Source organism: Nonomuraea sp. NPDC048881, assembly GCF_040649795.1.
Classification (GTDB): domain Bacteria; phylum Actinomycetota; class Actinomycetes; order Streptosporangiales; family Streptosporangiaceae; genus Nonomuraea.
On sequence record NZ_JBEZGC010000007.1, the window covers coordinates 165,942 to 183,078 of the forward strand.

Genomic DNA, 17,137 nt, shown 5'->3' on the forward strand with positions numbered 1-17,137 from the left:
CCCAAGACTCTAACGACTGCGTGATAGAACACGCCCTATGTCTGGTATCGCGCTGGTAAGGAAGCCCGGACCCCGGATCGCCGAGGGCATCGTCACACACATCGAGCGTGCGCCCGTGGACCACGAACGCGCACGTCACCAGCACGACGCCTACGTCGCGGCGCTGGCCGCGGCCGGATGGCGGCCGGTCTACGCCGAGGACGCCGACCACCTGCCCGACGCGCCCTTCGTGGAGGACGCCGTGGTGGTGTCGGGGCGGCTGGCCGTGCTCACCCGGCCGGGCGCGCCGGAGCGGCGTCCGGAGGTGGAGTCCGTGGAGCGGGCCGTACGGGAGCTCGGCCTGAAGGCGGTCCGGATCGCCCGCCCCGGCACCCTGGACGGCGGCGACGTGCTCCAGGTCGGCCCCACCGTCTACGTCGGCAGGTCGGCCCGCACCGACGACGAGGGCGTCAGCCAGCTCGCCGCCCTGCTGCCCGAGCGGCGGGTCGTGCCCGTCGGCCTGCGCGGCGTGCTGCACCTGAAGTCGGCGGTGACCGCCCTGCCCGACGGGACGCTCATCGGCGATCCCGGTCGCGTCGAGCTGCCCGGCCTGCTCGAACCGCCGGAGGAGCCGGGCGCGCACGTGGTGCCGCTGGGCGGCGACCGGGTGCTGCTGGCCGCCTCCGCCCCGAGGACCGCGGCGATGCTGGAGCGGCGCGGGCTCGTCGTGACGAGGGTGGACATCTCGGAGTTCGAGCGGCTGGAGGGCTGCGTCACCTGCCTGAGCGTGCTCATCCCGGACCAGTCACCTGCCTGAGCGTGCTCATCCCCGACCAGCGGTGGCGCGCTCCGGAATTTCGCGGCCCTGACCTGGTGTTTCACCATCGGTGGACCGATCGGCTCTCATGATGTGAGATCAAGGGCAGCGAATCCCGAGACGTCTGGTAGCGTGCTTGGCATGCTGCGCGGGCTGCTTCTTAGCTGCCGCGGCGAGGGCCTGTAAGGCCGGCTCCCTCGTCGCGGAGCCAGTCATGCGCGTCGGCCGCTTTCGACTCGACCGACGAGGAGCAGCAGACATGAACGCCCAGCAGCCCAGTCCCATGCCGGCCCATCGTTATCAGCCGTTCGAACCGATCCGGCTGACCGATCGCACCTGGCCCGACCAGGTCATCACCAAGGCGCCCCGGTGGTGCGCGGTCGACCTGCGCGACGGCAACCAGGCCCTGATCGACCCGATGGACTCCCACCGCAAGCTCCAGATGTTCGAGCTGCTGGTACGCATGGGCTACAAGGAGATCGAGGTCGGCTTCCCGGCCGCCTCCCAGACCGACTTCGACTTCGTCCGGCAGATCATCGACGAGGGCCGCATCCCCGACGACGTCGTCATCCAGGTGCTGACCCAGGCCAGGCCCGAGCTGATCGAGCGCACCTTCGAGGCGATCGAGGGCGCCAAGCAGGCCATCGTCCACCTGTACAACTCGACCTCCACCCTCCAGCGCCGCGTCGTGTTCGGCCAGGACAAGGAGGGCATCACCGCCATCGCCGTCGAGGGCGCCAAGCTGGTCAGGAAGCTGGCCGAGGCCACCGACGTCGACGTCTTCTACCAGTACTCGCCCGAGTCGTTCACCGGCACCGAGCTGGAGTACGCCGTCGAGGTGTGCGACGCCGTCAACGAGGTGTGGCAGCCCACCCCCGACCGCAAGGTCATCATCAACCTGCCCGCCACGGTCGAGATGGCCACGCCCAACGTCTACGCCGACCAGATCGAGTGGATGCACCGCAACCTGCGGCACCGCGACTCGATCGTGCTGTCGCTGCACCCCCACAACGACCGGGGCAGCGCCGTGGCCGCCGCCGAGCTGGGCTACATGGCCGGCGCCGACCGCATCGAGGGCTGCCTGTTCGGCAACGGCGAGCGCACCGGCAACGTGTGCCTGGTCACCCTGGGCATGAACCTGTTCTCGCAGGGCGTCGACCCCGAGATCGACTTCAGTGACATCGACGAGATCCGCCGCGTCACCGAGTACTGCAACCAGCTGCCCGTGCACCCGCGCCACCCGTGGGGCGGCGAGCTGGTCTACACCGCCTTCTCCGGCTCCCACCAGGACGCCATCAAGAAGGGCTTCGAGCACCTGGAGCGCGACGCCGCGGCGGCCGGCACGCCGGTGGCCGAGTTCACCTGGGCGGTGCCCTACCTGCCGATCGACCCCAAGGACATCGGCCGCACCTACGAGGCCGTCATCCGGGTCAACAGCCAGTCGGGCAAGGGCGGCGTGGCCTACATCATGAAGGCCGACCACCAGCTCGACCTGCCGCGCCGGCTGCAGATCGAGTTCTCCAAGGTCGTGCAGGCCCGCACCGACGAAGGCGGCGGCGAGATCAGCCCCACCGCCATGTACGAGATCTTCCGCGACGAATACCTGCCCAACCCCGCCAACCGCTGGGGCCGGCTGAGCCTCATGGCCCACCGCCACGAGTCGACCGTCGACGACAAAGACCGCATCGGCGCCGACGTGCGCCTCGACGGTGAGATCCGGGAGATCGCGGGCGTGGGCAACGGCCCGATCTCGGCCTTCATCGACGCCATCGCCGGCGTCGGCATCAAGGTGCGGGTCCTCGACTACGTCGAGCACGCGATGAGCGCCGGCAGCGACGCCAAGGCCGCCTCCTACCTGGAGTGCGAGGTCGACGGGCAGGTGCTGTGGGGTGTGGGCATCGACGCCAACACCACCACGGCCTCGCTCAAGGCCATCATCTCGGCGGTCAACCGCGCCACGCGCTGACGTTCTCGCGCAAGGGGCAGGAGTGCACGTTCACTCCTGCCCCTTGCGCCGTGCCGGGACGTTCCGGTCACGCGGCGAGGCCGAGCGCCGCGGCGGCCAGCCGCAGCGCGTGGTCGAAGGCCGCCCGCCGGCTGTCGATCGTGTTGTTGAACTGGCCGAACACCTCGAAGTTGACCCAGCCGTAGAGCGTCGACCAGGACGCCATCGCCCGCCACACCACGTCGTCGGGCACGCCGGGCATCAGGGCGCGGATGTTCTCGGCGTCGGCGGCCACCTCGGCGGGCGGCTCGGGGGCGGCCGGCGGGTGCAGCCCGCCCGCGTTCCAGGCGTCGGTGACGATCGCGCCGAGCACGGTGACGTCGCGCAGCCGGGCCGCGACGGTGTCCTGCGGCGCCTGGTAGCCGGGCACGGGCGAGCCGTAGAGCAGGGCGTACTCGTGGGGGTGGGCCACCGCCCAGTCGCGGACGGCATGGCCGGCGGCCAGCCAGCGGCCGAGGTGGGCCGTGCGCGGGCAGGCGGCCTCGGCCTGCTCGACGGCCTGGCCCAGCGCGTTGTAGCCGTCGATGATCAGGGCGGTCAGCAGGTCGTCGCGGCTCGGGAAGTAGCGGTAGATGGCCGAGGAGACCATGCCCATCTCCCGCGCCACGGCCCGCAGCGACAGGCCGCCCGCGCCGTCGGTGGCCAGTTGTCGGCGGGCGATGTCGGTGATCTCCCTGGTGAGCTCGGCTCTCACGCGCTCTCGCGCGGTACGGCTGGCTGTCATGCACAGCAGGTTATCAGAGCACTGGCAAAAAACGAGAGCACCGCTCTTGACGAGTGCCGCTCTTTTGAGAGAGCATTGCTCTCGTAAGCGAACAGCGCACCCCCTCAGGAGATCCCCATGCTCGCCCTCGCCAAGAACGCCAACGCCGCCCTGATGTTCTTCCTGGAGCTCGGCGTGCTGGGCGCGGTGGCCTACTGGGGCTTCACGCTCAGCCCCAACTGGGTGATCAAGCTCCTGGCGGGGCTGGGCGGCCCGGCGCTGTTCATCGCCGTGTGGGCGCTGTTCGGCGCGGGAGGCGGCGCGAACGCCACGATCCCGCTCACCGGGCTGGCCCGCGTCGCGCTGGAGATCGTCTGGTTCGGCGGCGGCGCGCTCGCGCTCTACGCGGCCGGCCGCGTCACCCCGGCGATCGTCTTCGCCGCCGTCTTCGTCGTCAACGCGCTGCTGCGCGTCATCTGGAAGCAGGTCTGATCATGGGTAAGCACGTCGTCGTGGGGTCCGGCCAGGTCGGCACGCACCTGGCCGCCAAGCTCGCCGCGCAGGGGCACGAGGTCGTCGTCGTGACCCGGTCGGGCCGCGGGCCGGAGGGCACGGTCAGGGTGGCCGCCGACGTGGCCGACCAGGCCCGGCTGTCGGAGCTGGCCAAGGGGGCCGACGTCCTGTACAACTGCGTCAACCCGGCCTACCACCGGTGGCTGACCGACTGGCCGCCGATGGCCGCCTCGTTCCTGGCCGCCGCGGAGTCGAGCGGCGCCGTCCTGGCCATCCTGGGCAACCTCTACCCGTACGGGCCGGTCTCCGGCCCGATGACCGAGGACCTGCCGCTGGCCTCCACCACCCCCAAGGCCCGGGTGCGGGCCAAGATCTGGCACGACGCGCTGGCCGCCCACCGCGAAGGGCGGATCAGGGTGACCGAGGTGCGCGGCTCGGACTTCTTCGGCCCCGGCGCCACCGACCAGTCCCACCTGGGCACCCGCTTCATCCCCCCGCTCAGGGCCGGCCGGACGATCCGGCTCGTCTTCCCCGCCGACGTCCCGCACAGCTGGACCTACCTGCCGGACGTGGCCGACGCCCTGATCATCGCCGGCGCCGACGAGCGGGCGTGGGGTCGCCCCTGGCACGTGCCCACCAACGACCCGATGACCTTCCGCGAGGTCGGCGCCCGGATGGCCGCCCTGCTGGACCTGCCGGCGCCCACGATGACCACGCTGCCGTGGCCGCTGCTGCGGGTGTCCGGGCTGTTCTCGCCCATGATCGGCGAGCTGTGGCACGTGCGCTACCAGTTCACCGCGCCCTACGTGCTCGACTCCTCGGCGTTTCAGCAGGTCTTCGGCGTCGCGCCTACGCCGGTGGAGGCCGCGCTGAAGGCTACGCTCGACGGATGAAGATAGCCATGATCGGCCTGGGCGACATCGCGGAGAAGGCGTACCTGCCCGTGCTCGCCGCCCAGTCCCTCGACCTCCACCTGTGCACCCGCAACACCGCGCGGCTCGACCGGCTCGGTGACGCCTACCGCGTCGCCGACCGGTCCACCAGCGTCGACGAGGTGATCAAGGCGGGGGTCGACGCCGCGTTCGTGCACGCCGCGACCGAGGCGCACCCGGAGATCGTCGAGCCGCTGCTCAGCGCCGGGATCCACGTCTACGTCGACAAGCCGATCGCCTACAGCCTGGCCGAGTCCGAGCGCCTGGTGCGCCTGGCCGAGTCCGAGGGCAGGTCGCTGATGGTCGGCTTCAACCGCCGCCACGCCCCCGGCTACGCGGGGCTCATGGCCCTTCCCCGTCATCTCGTGCTGCTGGAGAAGAACCGCGACAACTACCCCGACGCGCCCCGGCGGGCCATCTTCGAGGACTTCATCCACGTCGTGGACACGCTCAGGTTCCTCGCCCCCGGCCCGGTCACCGAGACCAGGATCCGCACCCGCGTCCGCCGCGACCTGCTCGAACACATCGTCCTTGAGCTGTCGGGCGCCGGGTTCACCGCGATCGGCGTCATGAACCGGGTCAGCGGCGCCGCCGAGGAGACCTGCGAGGTCATGGGCGACGGCATCAAGCGGCGGGTGGTCAACCTCGGCGACGTCCTCGACTACGAGGGCGGCGAGACGCTCACCAGGCGGCCCGACTGGGTGCCGGTCGCCCGGCAGCGCGGCATCGAGCAGATCTGCCAGGAGTTCCTGCTCGCGGTCCGCGAGGGCCGGGTGATCAGCGCCGAGGACGCCCTGATCACCCATGCCATCTGCGAAGAGGCCGTCAGCCTGGCTTCCTGACCCGCATCGACTCGTCGGCCCTGGCGAACATGCGGTCGAACGTCGTCCCGCCCAGCCGGGCGAGCACCGTGTAGCCGTCGGTGTCGCTCAGCGGGCTGGAGGAGGAGACCACGCCCGCCACCGAGTCGCCGTACAGCACCGGGCCGCCGCTCCCTCCGGCGGCGGCATGGCAGTTGCGGGTGACCATCAGCCCCGGGCCCACCGTCGAGCCCTCGACCGCGTCGCCCAGGCAGCGGTACATCTGCGTCCCCGGGTAGCGCTTGCCCGCCGGGTAGCCGAGCAGTTCGAGCCCGCGCAGCCCGGCGCCGCGGCTCGTGCGCAGGGGCGGCAGGCCCTGGCCGACCACGTCCTCCAGCGGGCGCCTGCCCTTGACGACCCCGACCAGGCCGACGTCGTACGGCAGCACGTCGGGGGAGTCGGGGTTCGCCCGCCAGCGGTCCGGCGCCCACGTGCGCACCGCGGACCAGACGCCGTGCCGCGGGTTGCCCCTGTCGAACCCGGGCATGAAGACCAGCCGCTTGAGCGGCCGGCCGTCGTGGTAGAGGCAGTGCGCGGCCGTCAGCACCAGGCTGCGGCTGCGCGAGCCGATGATCGCGCCGCCGCACCACACGTCGGTGCGGGTGACGGGGTCATGGCCGAGCAGCACCCCGGTCAGCCGCCGCGCCCCCGTGTAGGGGCGCGGGACCGGCGCGTAGCCCAGGCGGTCGCCGTCCGGGGTCAGCACCTGGGGGACGGGGACGCTGCGCTGCGCGACATCGGTGACGCCAGCCGGATCGAGCAGGACCAGAGACAGTACCAACCTGAGCACTTTCCCACTCTACGGGGAAGATGATCAATGCCCTGACCTGCGACACCAAGGTTTACCTAAGTGGGGGATTGTCATGCGTCGTACTGGGCGCCCAGGGCGCGCAGGCGGGCGTGGACGTCCTCGTACACCGAGGGGGCGCCCAGGTAGGTCTTGGGCAGCTTGGCGACCATGGTGTAGTTGGTGTCGCACACGTTCCCGACCGGCGCCTGGCCGGCCTGGCTGACGAGCTGGTACGCGTCCAGCGTGTCGAGGCCGGTCAGCTCCGACGTCCAGGTCACCAGGTCGTGCTGGCTGATGCGATAGGCGTCCTCCAGGGGCCTGGCCGAGCCGGTGGACATCAGGTGCAGGTCGTCCTCCAGCCGGGGCCACGGCGTGGCCACGCCCTTGATCAGCTCGACCGCGACCACGGTGTTCATGGCCGACTCGACGGCCGTGCCGCAGACCTCGCCGTGCCCCTGCAGGCCGTGGCCGTCGCCGATCGAGAACATGCCGCCCTCGACGTTGACGCCCAGGTAGACGGTGACGCCGGCGCGCAGCTCCGGGGTGTCCATGTTGCCGCCGTGCGCGTCGGGGGTGATGGTCATGCGGGCCTCGTTCGCGCCCGGGGCCACGCCCACCGTGCCGTGCATCGGGTCGAGCGGCAGCGCCACGCTGAAGTCGCTGTTGCGCGCGTGGTAGACGGCCACGCCCTTGTCCACGTCGATGTCGTAGCGCCAGACCCGCTCCTCCAGCGGCGGCTGGAGCGTCGCCGTGGTGTGGGTGCCGGTCAGCGCGCCGAAGTGCGGGAACGTGGTGGAGACCGCCCAGTCGCGGGCCGGGGTGATTCTGACGAAGTGCAGCGCCAGCGTGTCGCCCGGCTCGGCCCCCTCCACGTGGAAGGGACCGGTGACGGGGTTCAGGTACGGGAACTCGCAGACCCGCGACGGCAGGTCCTCCACGGTCCGCACCCGGCCGCCGAAGCAGTCCTCGGTGTACAGCTCCAGCACCGTCCCGGGCCGCACCCTGCCCAGGGCGGCACGGCCGCCGAAGGTGTAGCTGAGCTCCTCCGGCGTGGGGTGGTAGGAGACGACGTTCACTTGACCTCCGAGGGAAGAACGGGCCTGCGGCCGACGAGATAGCTGACACCCAGGATGACCAGTCCGACCGCCAGCCAGATCAGGCCGACCGTCTGGGTCACCAGCTTGGTGTTGTACACCACGGCGGCCAGGACGAGGAAGCCGATCGCCGGCGCGACCACGTGCGCCCACACGTTCCCGCTGCGCCTGCGGAACCAGTGGTGGACGACGACGGCCACGTGCAGGATCAGGAAGGCGGTCATCGCGCCGAAGTTCACGAGCTGGCTGAGCAGCGGGATGCCGTAGTTCTCCAGGCTGCTCATGTAGAGGCCGATGCCCAGCGACAGCACGGCGACGGCCAGCGTGGCGTTCACCGGCACCTTGTGCCTGGGGTGGACCTTGGCCAGGAACGAGGGGAGCATGCGGTCGCGGGCCATCGCGAACAGCAGCCGCGAGGTGGCCGCCTGGGCGACCAGCGAGTTGGCGAAGCCCCAGGCGATCGCGGTGGCGACGGCGGTCAGCACGCTCAGCCAGTGGCCGCCGGCGAACTCCGCCATGCGGTAGAAGGCGTCACCGTTCTTGTCACCCTTGGCGATCAGCTGCGCGCGGTCCGGCATGAGCAGCGCCGCGACCCACGTCTGCGCCACGAACAGCACCGCGGCCAGTCCGAGCGCCGCCACCATCGAACGGCCGAGCCGCCTGCCGTCCTCCTTGTTCTCCTCGGCCAGCGTCGAGATGCCGTCGAAGCCGAGGAAGGACAGCACTGCCGTGGCCGCCGCGCCGAACACCAGCGTCCAGGTGAACGTCGAGGGCTCGAAGATCGGCGTGAACGCGCCCGCCTGGGCCTTGCCCTGCGCCAGGGCGATGCCGCCGACCACCAGGAAGATCGCCAGCACGGCCAGCTCGGCGACCAGCATCACCCGCGTGATGCGCGCGGTCATCTGGATGCCCATGTAGTTGACGGCCGTGTTGAGCAGCACGAAGATGACCAGCCAGCCCCAGACCGGGATCCCGGGCACGAACGAGTTCATGGCCAGGCTGGCGATGAGGTAGAGCAGCGACGGCACCAGGATGTAGTCGAGCAGGATCGCCCATCCGGCGATGAACCCGACCGGCGCCGAGATGCCGCGCCCGGCGTAGGTGTAGACGGAGCCCGCCATGGGGAACGCCTGGGCCATCTGCGAGTACGACAGCGCCGTGAACGCCATGGCGACCAGGCCGATGATGTAGGCCAGCGCGACCATGCCGCCGGACGACTGGAACACGCCGCCGAAGATGCCGAACGGTGCGATCGGCACCATGAAGATCAGGCCATAGATCATCAGGTCGGCGAAGCCCAGAGAGCGTTTGAGCTCTTGGCGGTAGCCGAACTGCTCAACGGTGCTCATGTTGCGCGGCTCCTTGTTGAGGTTGGGGGGCGTTTCGCACCTTAGAGCCAAAGTTTTCTAGTGAAAAGGTTTCTCAAGCAAGAAATCCAGGCCGTCCGCCCTGCCGAGGTGCACCGTGCGCCGCACCTGCCGGTTCAGCAGCGTGAGCGGGCCGCGCGCGCTGACGATCGTGGTGCCGTCGGCCACCGCGTCGAGGGCGGGGACGGCCAGGCTGCCCGCCCGCGCGGACAGGGCGGCGAGCATCGCGACGGCCTCGTAGCAGCCATGGCCGTGGGCGTTGAGCATGGGGGCGTGCGGGCCGAAGCGTTTGGCGTACCGCTCGGCGAAGTGCAGGCTGGCCTCGGTCGGCAGGTCGCGGAAGTAGCCCATCGACGCGTAGAGCTCGCCGGTGCCGTCGCCGCCGATGCCGAGCAGGCCGTGCTCCTCCAGCGCCCCGCACAGCCGGGCCGCGCCGAGGCCGGCGGCCGCGTAGGCCCGGTTGAAGGCGACCAGGTCGCTGCCGATCAGCGTGAGCAGGATCGCGTCGGGGCGGGCGTCGGCGATCCGGCCGAGCCAGGAGGCCGCCTCGCCGTACCGGACGAACGCCTCGCCGACGACGGTCGCGCCGCGCGCCCGCAACCGGCGGCGGGCGCCCGCGTGCACCAGGCGGGGCCAGACGTAGTCGTTGCCCAGCAGGTACCAGCGGCGTGCCCGGTGGACGCTGACCAGCCATTCGATGCCCGGTTCGAGCTGCCTGCCGGGGGTCTCGCCGAGGAAGTAGACGCCCGGCGCGTGCCCCCCGCCCTCGTACGGCGGCGCGTACACGAACGGGACCCGCCCGCCGATCGCCGCGACCACGTCGATCCGCACGTCGCTCGCGTGCGTGCCCACCACCGCCTCGACCGTGCCGGACGCGACCAGGCCGGCCACCTCGGCCGCCACCTCGCGCCCCGGCCGCCCGCCGTCGACCAGCACCAGCTCGATCTGCCTGCCGAGCACGCCGCCCCGGGCGTCGACCTCCTCGGCGGCCAGCACCGCGCAGTTGATCGCGCACGGCCCCACCAGCCCGAGCACCCCCGACACGGGCACGACCAGGCCGATCCGGACCGCGTCCGAGGGGATGAGCCGGGCCTCGAAAGGATCGACGATCGCCGCCACGCCGACGAGTATCCTCCGAACTAGCTCTCCGGTGAAAGGACCTGATCTCTCATGGCTAAATCCGGGCTGGGGTCCTCACTCGCGTACGTGCTCAGCCGCGCCGAACGCGAGGTCACGCGCGGCCTGGCGGCGACCCTGGCCGGCGAGGACGTCACCGTCGAGCAGTGGCGCATCCTGCGCGCGCTGGCCGACGGCCGCGGCCACTCGATGGGGGAGCTGGCCGAGGCGGTGCTCATGCCGCACCCGACGCTCACCAAGGCGGTCGACCGGCTGATCGACCGGGCGCTGGTCCACCGGGGCGCGTCGGCGGGCGACCGGCGGCGGGTGGCGGTGTTCCTGGCCGACCGGGGGCGCGACCTGCTGGCCCGGGTGGACGGCGCGGTGGCCGAGCACCACCGGGCCATCGCCGCCGCGTTCGGCCAGGAGCGCACCGAGCGGCTGATGCGCGAGCTGGACGAGCTGGCCGCGGCCCTCGACCGGGCCTCGGCGCAGGCGCCGGGCCCCGTCAGTCCAGCCAGTACGTGTCGTGGCGGATGAAGAACTCGGCCTTCTCCTCCTCGCTCTTGCCGGCCAGGTCGAGCAGGCCCTCGAAGTAGCCCTCGCGAGGGGCGCCGGGGGCGAAGTGCAGCAGCATGGTCGCGGGCTCGCCCGACTCGTTGCGGAAGGCGTGCACGCCGCCCTCGGGCACGTGCACCCAGTCGCCGGGGCGGGTGTCGATCCAGCGGCTGCCGTCGTAGATCCGCACCGATCCGTCGAGGATGTAGAACGACTCGGAGATCGACTTGTGGAAGTGGGGGCTCGGGCCGGACGGCTCGGGCCCCATCACCCAGCGGTAGAGCCCGAACTGGCCGTTGGTGGTGGCCCCGGTGGCCAGGTAGTGGGCGGTGTTGCCGGTCGGGTAGGTCAGCTCGGGGGCGTGCTCGTAGGGGCGGTACGTGGCGGACAGCTCGCCTTTGTCGCCCGAATAGCGTGGTTCCGGATAGGTCATGAGGCCATCCTGCCCGACCCGCTCGCGATCAGCTCTCGCGGTTCTTCCCGTCGTGGCCGGACCACAGCAGCAACGCCAGGCCCGCGACCGCGAGCCCCAGGTAGGCCGCCAGCGGCAGCTCCACGAACCGCCCCACGAACCCCCACTCCGTGTCGAACCAGACGCGCCCGGCGAACCCGCCGAGCCCCTGGATGATGGCCATGACCCCGATGAAACCCCTCATGACCACGACCGTCGCAGAACGGGACCCGCCCCGGCATCCGACCTTGGGCGGGTCACGTGCGACCAAAGTAGGTCAGGGGTAGAGGCCCCGCATGCTGTGGGCCTCGGCGACCCGGCCCACGCCGATCACGTGCGCCGCCTCCCGCAGCGTCAGCCCGCGCTCGGCGGACATCGACTTGACCTCGGCGAAGGCGCCCTCCATCAGGTCGCGCAGCTTCACCTCGACCTCGCGGGAGCTCCAGGAGAAGGCCTGCATGTTCTGCACCCACTCCAGGTAGGACACGATCACCCCGCCCGCGTTGGCCAGGATGTCCGGCACGACGGTGGTGCCGTTCGCGGCCAGGATCTCGTCGGCCTCCGGCGTGGTGGGGCCGTTGGCGCCCTCCACGATCAGCCGGGCGCGCACGCGGGGCGCGTTCGCCTCGGTGATCACGCCTTCGAGCGCGGCCGGGACGAGCACGTCCACGTCCAGCTCGAACAGGTCGTCGTGGGCCATGGCGTCGGCGTGCGGGTAGCCGGCCACGCCGCCGGTCTCGGCCACCCAGGCGCGCACGCGGGCGACGTCGAGGCCGCCGGGCGCGTAGAGCGCGCCGGTGACGTCGGAGACGGCGACGACCTTGCAGCCCTCGTCGGACAGGTACTGCGCGGCCAGCGCGCCCACCTTGCCGAAGCCCTGCACGGCGACCGTGACGCCCTCCGGCGAGCGCCCGAGCGCGGCCAGGGCCGCGATCTGCACGCCGCGCGAGGTCGAGCCGGTGCGGCCGAGCGAGCCGCCGAGCGTCATCGGCTTGCCGGTGACCACGCCGGGCACCGAGTAGCCGGCGTTGACGCTGTAGGTGTCCATGATCCAGGCCATGGTCTGCTCGTCGGTGCCGACGTCGGGGGCCGGGATGTCCTTCTCCGGGCCGATCAGCGGCAGGATCTCGTTGACGTAGCGGCGGGTGAGCCGTTCGAGCTCGATCGTGGTCAGCGCGCCCGGGTCCACGGCCACGCCGCCCTTGGCGCCGCCGTACGGGATGCCGACCAGCGCGCACTTCCACGTCATCCACATCGCCAGGGCGGTGACCTCGTGGATGTCGGTGCTGGGATGAAAGCGGATGCCGCCCTTGGCGGGGCCGCGCGAGACGTTGTGCTGGACGCGGTAGCCCTGGACGACGTCCATGCGTCCGTCCTCGCGGCGCACCGGGACCGAGACGGTCAGCGAGCGGCGGGGCGTGGCCAGCATCGTGCGGAGGCCGTCGTCGAGCCCGAGGTGGGCGGCGGCCTGGTTGAGTTGGTGAAGAGCGGAGTCGAGCGCCTGTTGACCAGGTGTGATCAGCGCCGGCGTCTTTGACGGCACCATGATGCTCATGGTCGAGTTTCCTCCTGTATGCGCGCCCATTTTGTGGGAGAAGGCGCCGTTGCCTTCCCTCTTGGGCGTGTTGTCTCGATCATCCTAGGCGGGGCAGTTTGACCTTGCCTAGGCTATGAAGGCATATCCAAGCCGTTGATCAACGTGCTGGGAACGTGCCACTCTGGCAGGCTATCGAGCGAGAGTGTGCCGAATCGTCGAAAACCGGAGGGTTGGATGCCCGCACTCGTGGTTGGGCCGATGTTGCGTCACGTCGACTCGGTCAGTGCCTCGATCTGGGTGGAGACCAGCGAGCCCTGCACGGTCACCGTCGAGACGGCAGGCGGGGCTTATCGGTCGCCCACCTTCACCGTGCACGGTCACCACTACGCGATCGTGGATCTCGTTGACCTGTCCCAGGATATCGCCTCGTATTCCGTCAGCCTCGACGGGGACCAGGTCTGGCCCCTGGCGGGTCGCCCGGCCAGCCGGGTGCGGCTGCTGCCCGCCGAAGGGCCCCGCAGGCTGGCGTTCGGGTCGTGCCGCACGAGCGTGCCGCACGACTCGGCCCACGTCCGCACCCACGGCGACGACGTGCTGCGCGCCTACGGCGTGAGCCTCATGCGCGCCGACGAGGAGGAGTGGCCCGACCTGCTGCTGCTCCTCGGCGACCAGGTCTACGCCGACAGCCCCTCGCCCCAGATGCTCGACTACATCCACGCGCGCAGGACCACCGAGCCGCAGGGCGAGATCGCCGACTACGAGGAGTACGCCGAGCTCTACCGCCAGGCGTGGACCGACCCGGAGATCCGCTGGCTGCTGTCCACCGTGCCCACCGCCATGATCTTCGACGACCACGACCTGCGCGACGACTGGAACACCTCCCAGCCCTGGCGGGAGAAGATGGCCCTGACGAGCTGGTGGCCGCGCCGCGTGGTCGCCGGGCTCGGCGCCTACTTCGTCTACCAGCACCTCGGCAACCTGGCGCCGGCCGAGCGCGCGGCCGACCCGCTGGTGCGCGAGCTCACCGAGGGCGGTGGCGACGGCGGCCCGGCCCTCGACGCCTTCGCCGCCAAGGCCGACGCCGAGCCGAGCAGCAACCGCTGGAGCTACACCCGCGACCTCGGGCACACCCGGCTCATCATGATCGACACCCGGTGCGCCAGGCAGCTCACCCCCGGCGACCGGCGCATGCTCGACCCCGAGGAGTGGGCCTGGCTCCAGGAGCAGGCCGCCGCCCCGGCCGAGCGGCTGGTCATCGGCTCCTCGATCCCCTTCCTGCTGCCCGAGGGCGTGCACGGCGTCCAGAACTGGAACGAGGCGCTGTGCGACGGCAAGTGGGGCCGTACGGTGCAGCGGTGGTCGGAGCAGCTGCGCCAGGCCGTCGACCTGGAGCACTGGGCGGCCTTCCGGCGCTCGTTCGAGGACCTGGGCCGGCTGCTGGTCCGGCTCGGCAAGCCGGCGGTGATCCTGTCCGGCGACGTCCACTACTCCTATCTGGCCAAGGCCTCGGCCGGGCAGATCTACCAGGTCGTCTGCTCGCCGATCCGCAACCCGCTCAGCCGGTTGCTGCGCTGGGCCAACGTGCTCACCCAGTTCGGGCTGGCGACGCTGGTGGGCGGCCTGCTGGCGCGGCTGGCGGGCATCCCGCGGCCGCCGTTCCGCTGGCGGGTGACCAAGGGCCCGCTGTTCCAGAACGCGCTGGCCACGCTGACCTTCCCCGACACGATCACCTGGTACGAGGCGGCGGGCGACGATGTCCGGCCGATCGACTCGGCCCGGCTGGCGTAGAAATGACCCATGGATGATGACCAGTACTCCAGGGCCGTGCCGTTCTACGACCTGTGGCACGAGGACGGGCACGTCCCCGAGATCCGCGAGTCGCTCCCGCCTCTGCTGAAGGGGGTGCGGGGCGGCGTCATGGAGATCGGCGCGGGCACCGGCCTGATCACCGAGGTGATCGTGCGCGCGACGGAGGGCGAGGTGTACGCCGTCGAGCCGGCGCCGGCCATGCGGTCGGTGCTGCTGTCGCGGCTGTCCGCCGACGAGCAGGCCCGGCGCCGGGTCACCGTGCTGGCCTGCGGGGCGCTCGACGTCGATGTGGACGAGCCGGTCGAGGCCGTTGTGATGATCTCGGTGCTGCAGGCGTTCCCGGCCGGGCGGCGGGAGGAGTTGTGGCGGGTGCTGGCCAGGCAGCTCGAACCGGGCGGGCTGCTGCTGTTCAACTGGCGCGAGCGGCCCGCGCCCACGCCGGGTGAGCTGGAGCTCATGGGGTCCTACCAGGTCGGGCGGCACGCCTACGAGGTCTGGGGCCAGGTGCTCGACGTCACCGGCGAGACCGTGCGCTCCCGTTTCCTCTACCGGATCAGGCAGCGCGGCGTGGTGATCAGCGAGGACGAGGTGACCAGCGAGGCCCACCGTCCCGGCGGCGACCGGCTCGCCGCCGAGCTGACGGCGGCCGGGTTCGTCAGGGACGAGGCCCCCGGCGGCCTGTCCGCCTGGCGAAAGCAGCGAAAGGCGGCATAGCCCGAAAAAGGTGGAACCGGGCTTCCGGGTGCGGCCAACAACAGGGTGACCGCATGAGAGAGGACCGGATGTGGTGAGTGTCGAGGACACAACCGCAACGCTGGATGACTCGACCCTGATCGGGCATTCGCTGAGCGATCCTGAGCGTTTCGCCGCGCTGTTCGACCGGCACGCCGACGAGATCCACAGGTACGCCGCCCGCCGCCTGGGCGTCGAGCTGGCCGACGACGTGACGGGGGAGGTGTTCCTCGTCGCCTTCCGCGGCCGCGGCCGCTACGACCGCACCCTGCCCGACGCCCGTCCCTGGCTGTACGGCATCGCCACCAAGGTCGTGTCCCAGCACCGCAGGGCCGAACGGCGGCGCACCGCGGCCATGGCCAGGGTCGGGGCCGAGCGTCCGGGCGCGTTCGACGAGCGCAGCGCCGACCGGGTCACCGCCGAGCAGCTCCAGCCCCGCCTGGCCAGGGCGCTGACCAGGCTCAGCGCGAGCGAGCGCGACCTGCTGCTGCTCGTGGCGTGGGCCGACCTGACCTACGAGGACGCCGCGCGCGCCCTCGGGGTGCCCGTGGGCACCGTCCGGTCCAGGCTGCACCGGCTCCGCGTCAAGGTACGCAGGGCGCTCGGCGGCATCGATCCCTTCGCAGAGGAGCCCCAGCATGGATGACGAGATCCGGACGTTCGCCGACGGCAGGCCGCCGGCGCCGCCGTACGAGCCGCAGGCCCGCGCGCGGGCCAGGGAACGACTGCTGGCCGAGGCGCGCGGCGGGCGACGCCTGCGGCTGCCCAGGCTGGGCTGGCAGACGGCCGCGGCCTTCGGCGTCACGGTGGTCCTGGTCGGCGGCGTGGCGGTGGCGCTGTCGGGCCAGGGCGGGACGGACGCCCGCCCGGCGACCTCCGTGATGCTGTCGGCCGGCGAGCTGAGCCCCCGGCCGGACCAGTTCATCCTGATCGAGTCCGACACCATGTACGGCTCGCAGTCGATCGACAGCTCCGGCGGGCAGAGCCGCTACCTCTATCGCCAGCACCGCAGGATCTGGAAGTCCGTGGACGGCAGCAAGGACGGCCTGCTGCAGATCGAGGGCCGCGAGCCGCGCCCCTGGCCGGGCGAGCCGCTGCCGGCGGACGCCACGAGCTGGCGGGGCAGCGAGTGGAACCGGCTGGCCTCCTGCCCCGACCTGCGCGGCCCCTACCGCGACGACTACGCCTACCTGAGCACGCTCCCGGCCGACGCCACGGCCATGCGCGACCGCCTCTACCAGCCGGCCCCCAAGGGCGACAAGGACGTCGATCCCGACGCCGTCGCCTTCACCCGCGCCGGCGACCTCGTCAGGGAGAACTACCTGCCCAAGGCGCAGCGGGACGCCCTGTTCGAGGCGGTGAAGGCGATCCCCGGCGTCGAGGCGGCCGAGGGCGTCGCCGACTCCTCGGGACGTGTGGGCGTGGCGCTGGGCCGGGTCGCCGACCGGGGCGTGCGCGAGGAGCTGATCTTCGATCCGGCCGGGCACACGTTCCTCGGCGAGCGGCAGGTCGTGGTCGACGCCAAGGCGGGCGCGCCCAAGGACAGCGTCGTGGCGTTGACGGCCCAGCTCGACGTCTCCGTGGTGGACGCCCTGCCGGAGGCCCCCGACGCCGCCGCCGACGCGAGCTGCATGCCGGAGACCCAGGCCCCCACGCCCATTCCCTCGGAGTCCGGCTCGACGACGGCGAAGCTGCCGACGGCCGAGGCGACGATCACGTTCACCCCGGAGCCGAGCAGCGTGCCCGCGGTCGAGCCGACCGGCGAGCCGGAGCCGACGGTGACGCGTACCGTCACCCCTACCCCGATCGAGAGTGCCCCCGCCGGTTCGTGACCCCGGTCGGCCGACAACCCAGCAGGCCCACAGGGCGCGCCG

At 71.6% G+C, this 17,137-nt stretch carries 18 protein-coding genes; 10 read left to right on the top strand and 8 right to left on the bottom strand.

Features of this window, described 5'->3' with window-relative positions; all coding sequences use genetic code 11:
- The first annotated feature begins 37 nt into the window (after positions 1-37).
- The gene (gene ddaH / locus AB0C33_RS25685) at positions 38-796 is read left to right on the top strand and encodes a dimethylargininase (RefSeq protein ID WP_358292070.1); all 759 of its coding nucleotides are present in this window, start codon (positions 38-40) and stop codon (positions 794-796) included.
- A gap of 259 nt (positions 797-1,055) precedes the next feature.
- The gene (leuA, locus tag AB0C33_RS25690) at positions 1,056-2,762 is read left to right on the top strand and encodes a 2-isopropylmalate synthase (RefSeq protein ID WP_358292072.1); all 1,707 of its coding nucleotides are present in this window, start codon (positions 1,056-1,058) and stop codon (positions 2,760-2,762) included.
- A gap of 67 nt (positions 2,763-2,829) precedes the next feature.
- On the opposite strand, the gene AB0C33_RS25695 is transcribed toward leuA, so the two are convergent.
- Positions 2,830-3,525, bottom strand: a complete 696-nt coding sequence (locus AB0C33_RS25695; protein ID WP_358292074.1) for a TetR/AcrR family transcriptional regulator — start codon at positions 3,523-3,525, stop codon at positions 2,830-2,832.
- A gap of 117 nt (positions 3,526-3,642) precedes the next feature.
- Between AB0C33_RS25695 and AB0C33_RS25700 the strand changes: the two genes are divergently transcribed.
- The 3 genes from AB0C33_RS25700 to AB0C33_RS25710 are packed head-to-tail and all read left to right on the top strand — an operon-like array spanning position 3,643 to position 5,791.
- Positions 3,643-3,996, top strand: coding sequence for a YrdB family protein (locus AB0C33_RS25700; RefSeq protein WP_352327992.1), 354 nt, complete (start codon positions 3,643-3,645; stop codon positions 3,994-3,996).
- Positions 3,997-3,998: 2 nt separating this feature from the next.
- A complete protein-coding gene (locus AB0C33_RS25705; protein ID WP_358292077.1) occupies positions 3,999-4,910 on the top strand; it encodes an NAD-dependent epimerase/dehydratase family protein in 912 nt (303 codons plus the stop codon).
- The gene (locus AB0C33_RS25710; RefSeq protein ID WP_358292079.1) at positions 4,907-5,791 is read left to right on the top strand and encodes a Gfo/Idh/MocA family oxidoreductase; all 885 of its coding nucleotides are present in this window, start codon (positions 4,907-4,909) and stop codon (positions 5,789-5,791) included. The genes AB0C33_RS25705 and AB0C33_RS25710 overlap by 4 nt, the downstream gene beginning before the upstream one ends.
- On the opposite strand, the gene AB0C33_RS25715 is transcribed toward AB0C33_RS25710, so the two are convergent.
- The 4 genes from AB0C33_RS25715 to AB0C33_RS25730 all read right to left on the bottom strand — a co-directional run bounded on the left by AB0C33_RS25715 (position 5,775) and on the right by AB0C33_RS25730 (position 10,179).
- Positions 5,775-6,599 (bottom strand): hypothetical protein, encoded by an 825-nt coding sequence (locus tag AB0C33_RS25715; RefSeq protein ID WP_358292081.1) that lies wholly within the window; start codon positions 6,597-6,599, stop codon positions 5,775-5,777. The genes AB0C33_RS25710 and AB0C33_RS25715 overlap by 17 nt on opposite strands.
- 71 nt (positions 6,600-6,670) lie before the next feature.
- Complete coding sequence (locus AB0C33_RS25720; protein ID WP_358292083.1) at positions 6,671-7,675, bottom strand: acetamidase/formamidase family protein; 1,005 nt, start codon at positions 7,673-7,675, stop codon at positions 6,671-6,673.
- A complete protein-coding gene (locus AB0C33_RS25725; protein WP_358292086.1) occupies positions 7,672-9,042 on the bottom strand; it encodes an APC family permease in 1,371 nt (456 codons plus the stop codon). Before AB0C33_RS25725 ends, AB0C33_RS25720 begins: the two co-directional genes overlap by 4 nt.
- A 57-nt stretch (positions 9,043-9,099) precedes the next feature.
- Positions 9,100-10,179 (bottom strand): substrate-binding domain-containing protein, encoded by a 1,080-nt coding sequence (locus tag AB0C33_RS25730; RefSeq protein ID WP_358292088.1) that lies wholly within the window; start codon positions 10,177-10,179, stop codon positions 9,100-9,102.
- Between the two features lie 51 nt (positions 10,180-10,230).
- On the opposite strand from AB0C33_RS25730, the gene AB0C33_RS25735 reads away from it, so the two are divergent.
- Complete coding sequence (locus AB0C33_RS25735; RefSeq protein ID WP_358292089.1) at positions 10,231-10,716, top strand: MarR family transcriptional regulator; 486 nt, start codon at positions 10,231-10,233, stop codon at positions 10,714-10,716.
- Here the strand turns inward: AB0C33_RS25735 and AB0C33_RS25740 are convergent.
- The 3 genes from AB0C33_RS25740 to AB0C33_RS25750 form a co-directional block, all read right to left on the bottom strand.
- Positions 10,685-11,167: a cupin domain-containing protein gene (locus tag AB0C33_RS25740; RefSeq protein WP_358292092.1), complete on the bottom strand. Its 483-nt coding sequence runs from the start codon at positions 11,165-11,167 to the stop codon at positions 10,685-10,687. The genes AB0C33_RS25735 and AB0C33_RS25740 overlap by 32 nt on opposite strands.
- Positions 11,168-11,195: 28 nt before the next feature.
- A complete protein-coding gene (locus AB0C33_RS25745; protein WP_352323421.1) occupies positions 11,196-11,390 on the bottom strand; it encodes a hypothetical protein in 195 nt (64 codons plus the stop codon).
- Between the two features lie 72 nt (positions 11,391-11,462).
- Positions 11,463-12,740 (bottom strand): Glu/Leu/Phe/Val dehydrogenase, encoded by a 1,278-nt coding sequence (locus AB0C33_RS25750; RefSeq protein ID WP_358292094.1) that lies wholly within the window; start codon positions 12,738-12,740, stop codon positions 11,463-11,465.
- A gap of 240 nt (positions 12,741-12,980) precedes the next feature.
- Between AB0C33_RS25750 and AB0C33_RS25755 the strand changes: the two genes are divergently transcribed.
- The 4 genes from AB0C33_RS25755 to AB0C33_RS25770 all read left to right on the top strand — a co-directional run bounded on the left by AB0C33_RS25755 (position 12,981) and on the right by AB0C33_RS25770 (position 17,095).
- A complete protein-coding gene (locus AB0C33_RS25755) occupies positions 12,981-14,510 on the top strand; it encodes an alkaline phosphatase D family protein (RefSeq protein WP_358292096.1) in 1,530 nt (509 codons plus the stop codon).
- A 9-nt stretch (positions 14,511-14,519) separates the two neighbouring features.
- Positions 14,520-15,245 (top strand): class I SAM-dependent methyltransferase, encoded by a 726-nt coding sequence (locus AB0C33_RS25760; protein WP_358292099.1) that lies wholly within the window; start codon positions 14,520-14,522, stop codon positions 15,243-15,245.
- Positions 15,246-15,318: 73 nt separating this feature from the next.
- Positions 15,319-15,909, top strand: a complete 591-nt coding sequence (locus tag AB0C33_RS25765; protein ID WP_358292101.1) for an RNA polymerase sigma factor — start codon at positions 15,319-15,321, stop codon at positions 15,907-15,909.
- The gene (locus AB0C33_RS25770) at positions 15,902-17,095 is read left to right on the top strand and encodes a CU044_5270 family protein (protein WP_358292103.1); all 1,194 of its coding nucleotides are present in this window, start codon (positions 15,902-15,904) and stop codon (positions 17,093-17,095) included. The genes AB0C33_RS25765 and AB0C33_RS25770 overlap by 8 nt, the downstream gene beginning before the upstream one ends.
- Positions 17,096-17,137: the final 42 nt, after the last annotated feature.

Coding starts and splice junctions, on each gene's coding strand:
- AB0C33_RS25695 (WP_358292074.1), bottom strand. CDS start 3,525: ATGACAGCCAGCCGTACCGCGCGAGAGCGCGTGAGAGCCGAGCTCACC.
- AB0C33_RS25770 (WP_358292103.1), top strand. CDS start 15,902: ATGGATGACGAGATCCGGACGTTCGCCGACGGCAGGCCGCCGGCGCCG.
- AB0C33_RS25710 (WP_358292079.1), top strand. CDS start 4,907: ATGAAGATAGCCATGATCGGCCTGGGCGACATCGCGGAGAAGGCGTAC.
- AB0C33_RS25725 (WP_358292086.1), bottom strand. CDS start 9,042: ATGAGCACCGTTGAGCAGTTCGGCTACCGCCAAGAGCTCAAACGCTCT.
- AB0C33_RS25740 (WP_358292092.1), bottom strand. CDS start 11,167: ATGACCTATCCGGAACCACGCTATTCGGGCGACAAAGGCGAGCTGTCC.
- AB0C33_RS25755 (WP_358292096.1), top strand. CDS start 12,981: ATGTTGCGTCACGTCGACTCGGTCAGTGCCTCGATCTGGGTGGAGACC.
- AB0C33_RS25750 (WP_358292094.1), bottom strand. CDS start 12,740: ATGAGCATCATGGTGCCGTCAAAGACGCCGGCGCTGATCACACCTGGT.
- ddaH (WP_358292070.1), top strand. CDS start 38: ATGTCTGGTATCGCGCTGGTAAGGAAGCCCGGACCCCGGATCGCCGAG.
- leuA (WP_358292072.1), top strand. CDS start 1,056: ATGAACGCCCAGCAGCCCAGTCCCATGCCGGCCCATCGTTATCAGCCG.
- AB0C33_RS25700 (WP_352327992.1), top strand. CDS start 3,643: ATGCTCGCCCTCGCCAAGAACGCCAACGCCGCCCTGATGTTCTTCCTG.
- AB0C33_RS25705 (WP_358292077.1), top strand. CDS start 3,999: ATGGGTAAGCACGTCGTCGTGGGGTCCGGCCAGGTCGGCACGCACCTG.
- AB0C33_RS25760 (WP_358292099.1), top strand. CDS start 14,520: ATGGATGATGACCAGTACTCCAGGGCCGTGCCGTTCTACGACCTGTGG.
- AB0C33_RS25735 (WP_358292089.1), top strand. CDS start 10,231: ATGGCTAAATCCGGGCTGGGGTCCTCACTCGCGTACGTGCTCAGCCGC.
- AB0C33_RS25745 (WP_352323421.1), bottom strand. CDS start 11,390: ATGAGGGGTTTCATCGGGGTCATGGCCATCATCCAGGGGCTCGGCGGG.